A 13,765-nucleotide genomic window follows, 5' to 3' on the forward strand; every position below is an offset into this window, starting at 1 on the left:
CCGCCAGGTCCTCCTCAGAAATCCCCACAACAGTCCACGTATCACGGCACGTACAGCAGCCGCATCGAAACCGTCAGTAATTTACTGACGGCTCCTGAACCGCTGCCGGTTCGTTGAGGATCACCAGCGCCGGTTCGGTGTCAAGCGGCTCTGCGACATCCTGGGCATCGCCCGCACGTGGCGCAACTGGGCGCGGAGAGCAGGCCTGGTGCGCCGTCAGAACGGCGCCCACCGGGCGGTGATGGTCAAGCCCGGCACGGGCTCGACAACACCCGCAAACGCGCTGCCGAGCTCACCGAACAACGCCGGGCGGATCTGGATGCCCTCAGCACACACTGGTAAGACAGGCGGGGTTTCAGGAAGGTGTGAGGGCCCGGATCCGGGCCCTGCCATGTCTGTCCGCCCGTTCTCTCTCGCGGGGCACGGGGCGGGTGTCATGACGACGTTGCGCGCCCCGGCGCAGCGTCGTCCTGGTGGATGAATCCCGGCCTTCGTACGTGGGCGCGACTTTAGGCGAATAGCACCAATTTGCCCTGCATAAACGAGCGTTGAAATGGCTTGTGGTGGTCTTTCATGGTGCCGGGACGGCCGAGTGCCCGGCGGTGTGGAGGAGATCGCGTGGAGACGTTGAACCTGTCGCAGATCGGGCGGCGAGCGGGCGTGGGCCGTATCGCTGTCGTCAACTGGCGGCACCTGCACCCGGATCTTTCCGGAGCCGGTCGGCGGCACGGACGAGAGAGCCTGCGGTTCCGGGCCGGGGAGGCCGAGGCCGCCGTGATCCGGGCGGGGAGGTCTACGTGTTGGTCGGCGGTCACCGTGTGCTGACCGAGGCCCCGTGGTACCCGTTCCGCCCCGGTGACCGGCTGATGGCCACGGTGGAAGCCGCCGGGTGACGCCCCGCGCTCGACAGAGCTGGACGAGGTGGTCGAGGGCGGCGGGGACGGCATGGAGCTGCGCCTGGTCGAGGTGTCGCCCGAGGGGGCCGAGGGAGGCTGGTACGCCGGTCCGCCCGAGCTGTACGGGGCCGGCCCGGTCGAGACACCGTGGATGGAGGCCGGCCCCGACCGGCTCACCATCACACGGCGCCGGGGGCTGCGGCGCTGCTGCGAAAGGGGCGGGCCAAGTGTCGCTGACACGGGCTGGCTACCCGCTGGATGGCCAAGGTCCTGGCCGGATCCGACGATTGGCCACCGGAGCTGGCCGCGCGCACCACCCCTACTTGGTCGTGTGCGTGGGGTAGACCTCGACGTCGGTGTAGGCGCCCTTGATCTCCCCCGCGCCTGCGGGCCACTTCAGGCTCACGGTGTGGGTCTCGTTCGGGGGTGTCACCAGGATGTTGGTCGGGGACGCGAGGCTGTTGCCGGTGTTGTCGATGTCGTAGGCGAGGTTGAAGACAGCGGCGTCACCAGGCTCCAGGGTGGTGATACGCGGCTGGGCGTGGCCGCGCTCGATGGGGTTCGAGGTGTTGTCGGCATCCTTGATGTCGACGCCCGCGAAGCCCGTCGCCGAGCAGGTGGTCGAACCCCGGTTGATCATGGTGATGTCGATCCTGCCCGAGTCCTTGTCGGGCGCGGCGTCCCTGGCGTCGATGGCCAGGTCCTCCGTCTTGCAGAACGTGACCTTGCCGCCGGTCTTCGTTGCGCCGTTCGCGGCTGCCTTTGTCTTGGTGTCCTCACCGGCGCCCGACTTCGCGTTGCTGTCCTCCGAGCCGCCGGGGCCCGCCGCGCGGGACGGCCGCAGCATCGACGCGTCGAACGGCACTGCGCCCGCCACCGCCAGATACACGTCGAACAGCAGGCGCTTGCGCGCCAGTGAGAAGTGGTCGAACCCGGCCAGCAGTTCCCCGCTGACGACATCGGTGCCGGTCGTGCGGCCGTGAAGGACTGCCTGTGCCAGCGCCGCGTCGTAACCGCTCGCCTGTGCCCGCGGGGTGGTCAGGAACGCGGTGAGTTCCCGCTCCTGCTCAGGGTGGCAGTCGCGCTTGCGCAGCAGCACGAGCAGCAGCGTCGTCTCCAGCGTCCGGCTGGCACACGGCCTGCGTACCGCGCCGTCGGTGTCGACGGCCGCGCTCAAGGTGGCCCGCGCCCGTTCCCGGGCCGCCACGAGCCCGGTCGTCGCCAACTCCCGTTCGCTGTTCGGGCCGGCCGTCTCGATCCTGCCTGTCATCGCTGTCGGCTCCTTGTTGTCCCGGCCTGCTCCGTGGCCCCGACAGCCACAGACCAGCAGCTGTCGGGGCCACGCCAACGAGAAGGAGCGAAGCGCACACCACCACCGGGAACGCCCGGTTCTCCGGAACTGGCGCCAAGAAGACCGACCCGCGCGGGCGGCTGCGCGAACCTGACCACCTGCTGTCGGCAACCGCAGCCCGCGCGGATGCGGCCACCGACACCCGCCTTCGGCGTATCCTCACCCGTCGGAGCCGGTGGAGCTGTCGGATGGCAGCAGGTCGGCGCCGCCGCAGGTCCGGTTCACGCTCTTCCCCGACGTCAAGGCGGGTGTGTACTGCCTCGATGTGGAGGCGTGGTCGTCGACAACCTCCGCAAACGGGCCTCGGAGCTCACCGCGCGGTGGCGGGCGGGGTCGGCGCGCTCGGCATGCGCTGGCAGGCGGGCGGGGTCGGCGCGCGTGCGTGGAGGGGCGGGCCGGTGGGAGCGGGTGCTCGGCTCCGGTTGCCTGCCGAGCACCCGCATCGCGTATCTGTGACCACAACCGCGAGAAGCGGAGGAGCGGTCCGGGGTCAGCCGAGTGGCAGTTCCAGGCCGGCTTCACTGCCGTTCTGGGAGCTGATCGTGATGGTGTTGACGACGGGGAGGTCTGCGTTCGCGTAGGAGTACAGCTGATCGCGGCCGTTGACGACGAGTGCGAGGCGGTGGCCGGACGGCAGATCGTAGGAGGCAGCCTGGAGCTGCCAGCTGATGGTGCTGTCGGCGTTCGGTGTCAGGCCGGTTGCGGTGTACGGCTCGTGGGTGATGATTCGCACGGTGCCGTCCGGGGCGATGTCGTACAGGTAGGCCACCAGAGTGGCCGCGGCGGTGGTGCTGTGCACGGTGAGCTTCACGGTGGCGGCGCCGCGGATGCGCCGGGCCACGTCGTCGGGACCGGAGCCGGTCAGCGGGTCCGTCGACCAGACCAGCAGTTGATCGCGCTCGAACTTCGCCACGTCGTAGATCTTGGGGTTGCCGAACCACTCCTGCTGCCCGGTCTTCATGAGGGGGAGATCCACTGCGGTGGCCTCGGTCAGGGTGTCGGCGGTGAAGTCCCGCGACCAACCGGCGGTCGGCTTGTCGGTCAGCGCGCCGTCGCCGGTGCCGCGGTCGCCGGTGAGGTACCAGGACTCGCTGCTGGTGGTGACGTCCTTCCAGGACGCGTACGGCTCGCGGCGGGCCGGGACGGTGATCAGGTTGGTGCCGCCGGGAATGCGGGCGGTCCGGTAGGTGAACATGCTCTGGTTGTTCACCGTCGGCCAGGTCGGCACGTCGTTGGACACTCCGAGCAGGTGGTGGTCCAGCCACTCGTAGGCCTCCCGCATCGGCACGGCCAGCCCCGGGAACGGCAGGCCTTGCAGCAACCCGGTCATGCCGGGGCCCTCGGGGGCGCCGTGGTCGCCGATCCACAGGTTCAGGTGCTTCGGGACGGTGAGCTGCTCGAAGGTGTCGATCACCGGGCCGACCGGGAACAGCGTCTCGTGCCAGGTGTTCGAGATGTAGGTCGGGATGCCGCGCTCGTTGGTGATGTCGGTGTACGACTGCGGGGAGCGCTTGGTGCCCCAGGCGACCACGGTGTCCAGGTCCTGGCCGCTCAGGAAGTTCTTGAGGATCTGTTGGGTCTCCTCGTCGAACTTCTCCTCCATCGAGGAGCCGCCGGTGAAGCCGATCAGCGTCCGGACGGCTTCAAGGTGCCGGGTGCCGTTGTCGTACAGGCTGGTGGCCAGGTTCCCCCAGGTGCTCACCGCGACGACGGTGGAGACGCGGTCGGCCTCGTCGTGCGCCGCGACCAGCTGGCTGATCCCCGATCCGTAGGACAGGCCGAGGAAGCCGATCCTGCTCGGGCTGAAGTGGCCCTGCGCAAAGTCGATCACCGCGGATCCGTCGGCCCAGTCCTTCTCCCCGGCGACGTTGATGAATCCGTCGGAGGTGAACGGCAGTTTCGGATCGCCGATACCGCGCGGCGTATAGGCCAGGACGTGGTAGCCACGCCGCGCCAGCGTGAGGTACATGTACAGGAACGGCATCCAGCCGTACGGGTTCCAGCCGGCGGGCACGACCACGACCGGGTGCGGCCGGCCGTCACGGAGCCTGATGGCGAGCGCCGACAGCCGGACGTCGTCGACGCCGTCGATGGCGAGAATCTCGGCCGTGGTGGTCTCCCGGACCCCGGCGACCAACTCCGCCAGCTCCGTCGGAAGCTGGGCGCCCGGCTCACCCCGTAGGGCAGCGAGCAGGGCCTCGGCCACCGCGACAACGGACGCGCTGGGGGTGAGGCCGTCGCCCCAGATACCGTTGGTAGCGATGTCGGTGAGCGCGGCGTCAGTGATCGACGGGGTCGGCTCGGTCATGCGGACCACCTCCTGTTGAGCGGATACCAAAGCGCACTTTGGTCACGAAGAGACACTTGAAACCGGTGCGACGTCGGATTCCCTCAGATGGGCCGCTACACGGACAAGATCACATGCCTGACAGCGGTTGAAGGGCTGAGCGCGCCACCGACGATGGTCCTCGGCCGCCACCGGACCCTGACCGCCCGTCCTTCCCTGATCGTCACCGGCCCGGCCGCGGCCGGGAAGACCACCGCGCTCCTCCACGGCGGACGCACCTGCCACCTCGCCCACACCCACCGCAACCCGCCGCCACCCGGATCAGCACATGCCCCGGTACCCGTCGCGTACGTCCTCGTCCCGCCCTGCGCCACCGCGAAAACCCTCGCCACCGAATTCGCCCGCCACCTCGGCATCCCTGTCACCACCCGCATGCCCCAGGCCCGGATCACCGACTGAGGGCTGTCCCGTGATCCTTGGGTGGACCAGCGCGCGGCGTCGGATGCGGTGCATCGCAAGGCGGAGCGGCGCCCGCATACTGGGGGCATTCGGGCGTTCCGACAAGGCGGCGAGGTGCCGCAGCTGTCGTCGTGCGCCCGCCAGGGATTGCGGGAGGGCCCTCAGGTGAGGGCCCCTCGCACAACCGGTCCACAGGAATCACGTACGATGCGTGCGACCCTCATAAAGATTACTTAAGAGGATGTACACGTCATGGGAATCCGTGCTCCGTATCGTCTCCTTCGCGGCATACCTGCCGTTGCCGCCCTGCTCGCGATCGGCGCGGTGGGATGCTCGGACGTCTCCGACGCCGTCGACAGCGCCAAGGACAGCGCGAAGAAGGTGACTCGTCAGCGCTCGGTGTTCTCGCTGGACATCGGCGACTGCTACAACCCGAACGGCAAGGCCGAGGGGACGGCGTACGCCGTCGAGATCGTGCCCTGCGACGAGGCGCACGAGGGCCAGGTCGTCGGCGAGTTCGCGATCGACAAGGGCAAGGAGTACCCCGGCGACGACAAGGTCTCGACGATCGCGGACACCCGCTGCCCGGTCGAGGCGCAGAAGTACGCCCCGGACACCTGGGCGCTCCCCAAGGGCATCGCTCTCTTCTACTACACCCCGACCAAGGAGAGCTGGGTGACGGGTGACCGCGCGGTGAGCTGCACCTACACCGCGGAGAAGGGCACGTTCAGCGGCTCGCTGGACACCGCGAAGTCCCTCAAGCCCGAGCAGACCACGTACCTCAAGGGTTCGAACGCGGTCTACGAGGCCCTGTGGGCGAACCAGTCCGAGAAGGACGCCGTCGAGGACGACCTGGCCGGCTACAAGGCGCAGGCCAAGGCCGTCGCGGCCGCCCTCGACGCACACGTCAAGGGCCTCAACGGCATCGAGGGCGCCGAGGTCGGCAAGCTCCGGGCGACGCTGACGAAGGCGGCCGGGAACTGGAAGAAGGCCGCGAACGCCGCCGACGCCGACACGTTCTACATCGCCTACGACCCGGCGTTCGCCGGCATCGACCCGAACAAGTCGGTCGCCGCCCGCAAGGAACTGGGCCTGGCCACCACCGTCCCGGCCGACGAGGCCGAGGTCTGGGCCGGCTGACGCTCCGTCGGAGTAGCGGGGCCATGTCCGTCAGCTCGGGTTGGCCCCGCAGAGCGGTGTCGTTGGCATACGGGGTAGCGGTTGGTTCCGCGCGACCTGTTCGATCGCCGGCACCGGGTTGTCGCCTCCCGTGAAACGACCCGCGGATCGTGATCGCCGCAGGGCCCGTGATCGTCGGCGTCGTTGTGGTCCTCCTGATTCGGGGCGAACGATTTTGCCACGTCATAGCGGGGTGGCCGGCGTCTGTACGGGGTGCCGGGCGGTCGTCCGGGTCGGCTTGGCGCAATTCGCCCGTGGCAGGCTGATCCTTTCAGGAGGCGGTGGCAGCCTGGGGCTGTGAGACCGGCGCCGTGTGCGTGCTGCCGATCTCCGCGGGGCGCGAGCCGGCCCGTTCGGCCATGAACCGCACGGCAGCAAGCCGTCCCAGGCGCCACCATCGCCCACGAGGGGATCATGCGCCAGGCGGGCTCGCCCGGCAGGGGAGAGCTGAGCGTCGCCGGCCTGAAGGCCCACGCGAACGACCGCCTTCGTCCGAAGTCGGCGCACGCTCGTGATCCGCCAGACCGGACCCGGACATGAGGGGTGAGCGCGCGGGAGTGCTGTGCATCGCGATGCTGTGCGGTCCCGGGGACGGCTTCGATGTCCGTGCGTGACTTCTTCAGGGCCGCAGTGCCGTGAGGTCGGTCGTCGGCCGGGGTTCGGCGTCTGGCTCTGGGGCGTCGTGCTCGGGGTCGGCGTCCTGGTGAGCGAGCAGTTGCTCGGGCATCGCGGCCTGCTGGTGCGGGGCGATGTCGTACGACCGACCCTGGGTGGCGGCGATGGTGGTGCGCAGTTGTTCGCGGACCACCGCGGCGGCGAGGACGGCTCGGTCGTAGCGCAGTGGGACACGCGGTATCTCCCACTCCCCCGGTTCCTGGTCCGGGGCTGGTGGGCGGCCGGTGTGACCGGGTTGGCCGGGGCTGCCGGGTCGGTTCCGGGGCGGTGGTTGGCGGGATCGAGGTCGGGCAGGGGCCGGCGGGCGGGGTCGAGGCGGTGGGCCGGCATGTGGCCGCGCAGGGTCCTCGGTTCGCCGATGCCCATGCAGTGCACGGTGATCGCGACGTCCACGATCCGCTCGTCCGGGCCGGGATCGCGGCGGCGGCCGCGCGGGGTGAGGGCGAGGTGGCGGCGGGCTTCGGCGAGCAGGCGGCGGTGGGAGCAGCCGTACTTGTGCATGCCGATCCCGCAGGTCACAAGCCACTTCCGGACGAGGCCCAGCCGCGACGGGCCGTCTGCGATCAGACGGTCGGATCAGGCATGATCTCCCGGACCTCTTGCGCACAGCGGCACGCGGCAGCGATCTCGGCAGCCCACTCCAGCGCGTCCTCACGTGAGGGCACATCGATGATCGAGAACCCGCCGAGCACCGTCTTGGTCTCCGGGTACGGGCCGTCGGTGACGGTCCCGTCGGTGGCCACGACGCTTGCCCGCTGTCTTTCCAGTCCACCGCCGAAGACCCACACACCGGCGTCCCGAGCCTTACGCACCACCTCGTACGAGGCCGCGGCCACCTCGGGCAACTCCTCCTCGGGGAAGGTCATCGCGCCGTCATCGAACGAGATCAGGTACCGCGTCATACATGGCTCCCTTGGCCGTTGGCCTCCTCCTGCCGCCCCTCACCCTACGACGAACGCCTCCCTTCAGAACCGACACTCTCCCCGGCTTCCGAGACAGGCCCCATAGTCGCGTTGCCCGCCGGCCCGGTGCTGAGGCATCCGGAGCAGGAGGTCGTCGCGCAACTGCGGAGGCGGCGGCAGACCGGGACGGGCCGGCTGTTACCTGGTGGGCTGCCGCCGTACCGGGAACGCGAGGACGGTGGGTGGAAGCAGGCCTTCACCGACCTGCGGCTCTGCGCGGCGTTCGTGGACCGGGTCACCTCAACGCGCACATCGTCGAGACCGGCACCGACAGCTTCCGTCTGGCCCAAATCCAGGAAAAGCGCCGCCGCAAAGCCTGGTCTCCGTCTGCCGGCGAGTCCGGGCTGTTCACCGGTCCGGCCGCTGACCGGCCGGTGCCCATCACCAGAGCTTGTCAATCTCTCCTGGATACAGCTCGATGCGGGAGTGATAGAACGACGCTTGAGCCTGCCGACCCGCAGGCGAGAAGAAGTCGGACATAGTGACCTTGTCGAATCCGGGCTGGTCGCTGGGGAACGGAGCTCGCGGTGTTCCGCCGATGAGTACGGCTCCCGGAAGCACACGCCAGCCGACGCTCTCATAGAACGCCTGCAGCGGGCGATCACACGTGAACAGGCCCAGGTCCAGGCTTTGAGTGATCATGCTCTCCCACGCCGCTGTCACCAGCCGCCGACCATGCCCACGGCCACGTTCCTCCTTGCTCGTCACCACGGTGCTCAGCCCACCAGCCGAAAAGCGCCGGCCGGCATGAACGATCTCCTTGAACAGGATGTCCAGTGCGGCCAGCACGGTTCCCCCCTCCACGAGCAGCATCGACAACGGCCGCAGTGCGGGATCGTGGCCGGGGGCGTCGCCAGGAGCGTCCGGCCCGGACTCGGATGGCCATGCCTGCTCTTGGATCGCTCTCACCTGGACACGCAAGCCGGCGGGAGTGGCTGCTTCTGGGAACGACAAGATCTGCACGCGCCGATTGTGCTCACGCGCTGCTCAAACGCAAGCGATTTAGAAGTCGCGCGCACAGGCGTGGTTGGGGAGGTCGGCGACCGTACGGGCACAGGTCCCGGTGATCATGGAGTTGCGACGCTCTGTGATCACTGGGGAGTCCTATGTGCCCACGCTTCCATCATGGCTGACCGAACCGTTCTGGATCAGTTCGCGTACCTGCTGCCCGAGCAGCCGGAGTACTGCCCGGCCCATCCACTTGGCTGCCACCGCCGACGCATCAGCGGCCGGATCATCTTCGACAAAATGCTGCAACTGCTGCCCTTCGGCTGTTCTTACCAGGCGATCGCGGACACAGCCGGCTCGGCCACCACGATCCGCAGCCGCCGCGACGAGTGGATACGGCAGGGCGTCTTCGCCCGGCTCAAGCAGATGGTGCTCGTCTCCTACGACCGGATCGTTGGTCTCGTCCTCGACCGGATCGCCCTGCACGGCTCCATCCCCGTGTGGGCGAGGTCGGGGCGCCGGACGGGTGTCATGGCGCGCTGCGCACCCCGGCGCAGCGTCTTCCGGGCGGGTGAATCCCAGCCCCTTCGGCACGGGCAGGCAGGGCTCTGTTCTCTACCCGACGCCGCGCCGTGCGAGGTCGGCGGCGATGCCGTCCAGGACGCCGGTAAGGCCCGAGAGGAAGAGCGCGTCGAGGTCCCAAGGGTCGGCGCCCGCGCGCATCGCGGGGCCGAGTCGTGGGTACGCGCCGGCCTCGTAGAGCGAATGGCGTGCATCGTCCGTGGCGTTGGCCGGGCGCCGGTCGGTACGTCGAGCCTGCCGTTCCGCCTCCACGTCGCTGACGTAGGTCAGGGCCACCCCCTGGACGTAGGAAGCGAACATGAACATGTAACGGAAGGCGTCGGCGGGTTCGAGGCCGAGTCCGTCGAATACGGCGAAGGTGCTCTCGCTGTCCGCGGCGAGTGCCCGGCTGGAGTGCGTACGGGTCGTCACGAGGACCTTCGACAGGATCCACGGATGACGGTGGTACAGCTCCCAGTCGCGGCGGGCGGCCCGTTCGAGGCCGTGTCGCCAGTCCCGCGGCGGTGTGTCGGGCAGCGGGGCGTCGGTCAGCGCGGTTTCCACCATCAGGGCCACCAGGTCGTCCTTGGATGCGACGTGCCGGTACAGGGCCATGGTGCTCGCGCCGAGGTCGGTGGCGATCCGTCGCATGGACAGTGCGTCGAGACCCTCCGCGTCCGCGATGGCGATCCCGGCCCGCGTAATGCGCCCGGCGGAGAGATGGGGTGCGCCGGCCTCGCCTTCCGGGGCACTGTTCTCCGTGCTGCTCACCTCCCCCGGCGCCGTTGTCTTCCGCGCCCGGTAGGCGCGCGCCCGGCAGGCATGGGAGCAGAAGCGCCGCGGCCGCCCCCGCTCCGCAGGCGCCAGATCCTTCCCACAGGCCGCGCAGACCATTTGCTCCGGCATCACCACACCCCTTTTCGTCACACCCTGCATGCGTGACGAAATCCTACTCCCCGACGAGGAGACGGTCCGAGCAGTCGGTCATCAGCTTCTTCCGAAACGTGTTTGCCGTCCGAGGTGCCCGCATGCGTATGCTGTACATCGTGACGCGTACTAAGTACGCACGGAGTGACGTAACTGATCCGGCCGATCCGCCACAGCTGTCGGCCAAAGGAGCACGAGTGAAGGACATGACGCAAGGAAACAAGAAAGCCGGTACCCGGCAATGGACCGGACTCGCCGTCCTGGTGCTGCCGTGCATCTTGGCCTCCATGGACATGTCCGTCATGTTCGTCACGCTCCCGTCGCTGTCGGCCGACCTTCAGCCCAGCAGTTCGCAACAGCTGTGGATCATGGACTCGTACGGGTTCCTGCTGGCTGGTCTGCTCATCACTATGGGCACTCTCGGAGACCGGATCGGACGGCGACGGGTGCTGCTGACCGGCGCCGCGGCCTTCGGCCTCGCCTCGGTCCTCGCGGCCTATTCGACCAGCCCCGAAATGCTCATCGCGACCCGCGCCCTCATGGGCATCGCCGGAGCCTCGCTGGCCCCCTCCACCCTCTCCCTGATCCGGAACATGTTCCTCGACGAACGGCAGCGGGCCACTGCCGTCGGCGTCTGGACGGCCGGTTTCGCCGGCGGCGCCGTCGTCGGGCCGATCATCGGCGGTCTGCTCCTCGAGCACTTCTGGTGGGGCTCGGTCTTCCTGATCAACGTCCCCGTGATGATCCTTCTGGTGGCCATCGGACCACTGCTGCTGCCTGAGTACCGAGACCCCGAGCCGGGACGCTTCGACCTGCCCGGCGCCCTGCTGTCCCTGGCAGCCGTCCTCGCCGTGATCTACGGTCTCAAGACGACGGCGGGACACGGCTTCGACTGGACCGGCGCTGTGTGCGTGGCCGCAGGACTGAGTGCCGGAACCCTGTTCGTCCGCCGTCAGCGCACGGCCGCCCATCCGATGATCGACCTCGCCCTGTTCCGCACCAGTCGGTTCAACGTGCCGCTGCTCATCGATGCCCTGGCGACCTTCGCGATGGTCGGATTCTCTTTGTTCAACTGGCAGTTCATGCAGATAGTCCTGGGAATGGGGCCGTTGGAGTCGGCCCTGTGGTCCCTGCCCACCTTTCTCGTGATGCCTGTGGGCATCGCCCTGGCCACGGCGATGGCGCCGCGCATCGGCAAGCCGAACGTGATGACCGCCGGGCTGGCGGTGGCAGCCGCCGGCTACATCGCCCTCGCACTGATCCGGACCGACTCGGGCATCGTGCACCTGGTGAGCGCCCTGGTCGTGGTCTCCATCGGCATCGGGGGCGTGTCCGCCGTGGTCACGGAGGTGATCCTTTCCGCCGCACCGCCGGAGCGAGCCGGGGCGGCCTCGGCACTGGCGGAGACCTCCGCCGAGTTCGGCGGTGCGCTCGGCATCGCGGTCCTGGGCAGCATCGGCACTGCCGTCTACCGCTCGCAGATGGAGTCGCAGGCCCCCGCCGGCCTCACCCCCGGGCAGCGGGCAGCGGCAACGGAAACCCTCGGCGGCGCCGCCGACACCGCAGCGGCCCTGCCGCACCAGACCGCAGAGGCTCTGCGCAAGGCGGCCTTCGACGCCTTCAGCCACGAGATGCGGATCGCCGCGGTCGCCAGCGTCGTAGTAACGGCGGGCGGAGCCATTCTGATCGCCTCCCTGCTCCGCAACGCCAAACGGCCCGGCTCCGTGACTGCCCCAGCGGCGGAGCCGGAGCACACGACAGGACACGGCGGCCAAGACAATGCCGACGAACGGCCCGCCCACATCGTAGATGTGCGTTCGTAGGACGCCACGATTCGACCGCACGCCCAAGGCCTGGTCACCGGGAAGCGGCACCCGCCGAAGGCGAACCTCGACCGGATCGACGCCGCCTACCGGACCGTGCGACGTCAGAACGTCGCCGATCACCTCCTGCGCCGTCTCGACCGCTGCCACCCGCGACAGCCAACGAGATGCCGCCCCCTCCGTCGTGCTCCTCCGGCGGTGCCTGTCCTGCGGCGAGCTCAGCGCCAACCGCATCGCCGGCGACGTCGCCGCACCGGCCCTGGTACGCCTGGCGCTCAAAACCGCGGGACTCCAGCACCGCCCATCACATGGTGCTCGCACTGTGGCCGGGCCCCACCTTCCTGCGTCGTGTGACAGAACACCGATGCCTCCACGTCCACGATTCCTTCAGCTCGTCAGGAGAAGCAATGCGCCCCATGACCAGGGAAGAGGTTCGCGGCGCGATCGTGAACCGGGACCCCGCCGCGAAGAGGGTCCGACTCCCCGTCTGGTTCGACGACGTACGGTGGCACCGGATCGACTACCTCGGGTGGCGGGATCTGCGCGCTCCGCAGCTCGCCTACCTCGTCACCGAGGCCGACGGCCAGGCGTTGGGAGTGCTGCTGCGGCAGGCGCCGAATGAAGCCGCACTCGCATCGCGCGCGGTGATGTGCGACCTGTGCCGGTCCTCCCGCCGGTTCAACGAGGTTTCGCTGTTCACCGCTCGACGCCCATCACGCGACAAACGCGAACGCCTGAACGCGCTCGGTCTTCTCCTGTGCACCGATCTCGACTGTGCGGTCAAAGTGAACGCCAAGCCGATCCGCCAAGGATTCGATCTCCCGGTCGACGACCACGTCGAGGCACGACGCGAAGGCTTGCGTTCACGCACGATCGCCTTCATTCGTTCGGTTTCCGACACCGAACGAAGCACGCGACGCAGAAGGTGATATTCGACCCGCGGCAACGCGATGCAGATCTCCGCCCTTCTTGGGTGACGGGCCATACGCGGTTCAACGGCGGGGTACCGGGGCGGCCGGCCCTGGGCCGTGAGTGGAGCGTGCCAACCGGCCTCGGGCTGTGACGTGGACCTGGTGACCGGGGCGGCAGGCCGGCCACGGTCCGCCGCACGGACCGCACCGGCAAGGGCCGGGCCCCGACCAACGGGCCAGGCCCAGGTCCCCCGGCTCCGCGCCCGAGCACCCAGGACAGCGCTCCACACGCCTGGCACGTCGAACATCGCTGCCTGAGATCCCTGAACGGCAGGAGGAACCCGACCATCGATGACTCGCCAGGGCGGCGCGCTGTATCGCTTCCTCCCGGAGGGGGGCGAGTCGTCCTGCCTGGTCCACCGCAGCGTCAATCGGTCCCAGCTCGGCCCGGCGGGTGTAGTAGGTCTCGGCCCTGCCTGCGGTGGCCGCGCTCAGCGCACCGCGGGCGCGGGCGAACGCGGCCAGTCGGTCGCCGTGCGCTGCCACTCCGTCCCGTCGAAGCAGCTGGTCCGGAGCGACGCGGGGAGCGCTGTCTTCCAGGACGAGGAATCGGGCCGTCGAGTCGGCGGCGATGACGCGAGGGGCAAGGCCGATCCCGAGATCCTCGCTGAGGAACTGGAGCGCAGCCAGTTCGGTACGCAGCCGCCATGGTGCGGTACGCGCATCGCGTTGCCCGTTCGGTATCCACTTGACGACGACGGAGCGCGGAAGGACGGAAGTGCCTTG

General features: G+C 69.0%; 9 protein-coding genes and 3 pseudogenes. 6 read left to right on the top strand and 6 right to left on the bottom strand.

Features of this window, described 5'->3' with window-relative positions:
- Nucleotides 1-1,215 precede the first annotated feature (1,215 nt).
- Entirely contained in the window at nt 1,216-2,166 is a 951-nt protein-coding gene (locus tag AB0E67_RS29975; RefSeq protein WP_362032401.1) for a DUF4232 domain-containing protein, read from the bottom strand.
- 571 nt (nt 2,167-2,737) lie between these two features.
- The gene (locus AB0E67_RS29980; RefSeq protein WP_362032404.1) at nt 2,738-4,555 is read right to left on the bottom strand and encodes a CocE/NonD family hydrolase; all 1,818 of its coding nucleotides are present in this window, start codon (nt 4,553-4,555) and stop codon (nt 2,738-2,740) included.
- 153 nt (nt 4,556-4,708) lie between these two features.
- On the opposite strand from AB0E67_RS29980, the pseudogene AB0E67_RS29985 reads away from it, so the two are divergent.
- Nucleotides 4,709-4,990: pseudogene (locus tag AB0E67_RS29985) on the top strand (ATP/GTP-binding protein); the annotation flags it as partial.
- A 255-nt stretch (nt 4,991-5,245) separates the two neighbouring features.
- Complete coding sequence (locus AB0E67_RS29990) at nt 5,246-6,133, top strand: septum formation family protein (RefSeq protein ID WP_362032407.1); 888 nt, start codon at nt 5,246-5,248, stop codon at nt 6,131-6,133.
- A gap of 658 nt (nt 6,134-6,791) precedes the next feature.
- On the opposite strand, the gene AB0E67_RS29995 is transcribed toward AB0E67_RS29990, so the two are convergent.
- The 3 genes from AB0E67_RS29995 to AB0E67_RS30005 form a co-directional block, all read right to left on the bottom strand.
- On the bottom strand, nt 6,792-6,980 hold the full coding sequence (locus AB0E67_RS29995; protein ID WP_362032410.1) for a hypothetical protein: 189 nt from the start codon (nt 6,978-6,980) through the stop codon (nt 6,792-6,794).
- 430 nt (nt 6,981-7,410) lie between these two features.
- Nucleotides 7,411-7,749 (bottom strand): YciI family protein, encoded by a 339-nt coding sequence (locus tag AB0E67_RS30000; protein ID WP_362032413.1) that lies wholly within the window; start codon nt 7,747-7,749, stop codon nt 7,411-7,413.
- A gap of 441 nt (nt 7,750-8,190) precedes the next feature.
- Nucleotides 8,191-8,772 (bottom strand): GNAT family N-acetyltransferase, encoded by a 582-nt coding sequence (locus AB0E67_RS30005; RefSeq protein WP_362032415.1) that lies wholly within the window; start codon nt 8,770-8,772, stop codon nt 8,191-8,193.
- Nucleotides 8,773-8,917: 145 nt separating this feature from the next.
- On the opposite strand from AB0E67_RS30005, the pseudogene AB0E67_RS30010 reads away from it, so the two are divergent.
- Nucleotides 8,918-9,252: pseudogene (locus AB0E67_RS30010) on the top strand (transposase); the annotation flags it as partial.
- Nucleotides 9,253-9,372: 120 nt separating this feature from the next.
- Here the strand turns inward: AB0E67_RS30010 and AB0E67_RS30015 are convergent.
- On the bottom strand, nt 9,373-10,089 hold the full coding sequence (locus AB0E67_RS30015) for a TetR/AcrR family transcriptional regulator (RefSeq protein WP_362032418.1): 717 nt from the start codon (nt 10,087-10,089) through the stop codon (nt 9,373-9,375).
- A 362-nt stretch (nt 10,090-10,451) separates the two neighbouring features.
- Here AB0E67_RS30015 and AB0E67_RS30020 point away from each other — a divergent pair, with 362 nt between their 5' ends.
- The 3 genes and pseudogenes from AB0E67_RS30020 (at nt 10,452) to AB0E67_RS30030 (ending at nt 12,997) form a co-directional block, all read left to right on the top strand.
- On the top strand, nt 10,452-12,068 hold the full coding sequence (locus AB0E67_RS30020; RefSeq protein ID WP_362032421.1) for an MFS transporter: 1,617 nt from the start codon (nt 10,452-10,454) through the stop codon (nt 12,066-12,068).
- Nucleotides 12,069-12,252: 184 nt separating this feature from the next.
- Nucleotides 12,253-12,348, top strand: a pseudogene (locus AB0E67_RS30025) (RNHCP domain protein); the annotation flags it as partial.
- Between the two features lie 127 nt (nt 12,349-12,475).
- Entirely contained in the window at nt 12,476-12,997 is a 522-nt protein-coding gene (locus AB0E67_RS30030; RefSeq protein WP_362032423.1) for an FBP domain-containing protein, read from the top strand.
- Nucleotides 12,998-13,765: the final 768 nt, after the last annotated feature.

The sequence above is a fragment of the Streptomyces sp. NPDC032161 genome, from assembly GCF_040636995.1.
Lineage (GTDB): Bacteria > Actinomycetota > Actinomycetes > Streptomycetales > Streptomycetaceae > Streptomyces.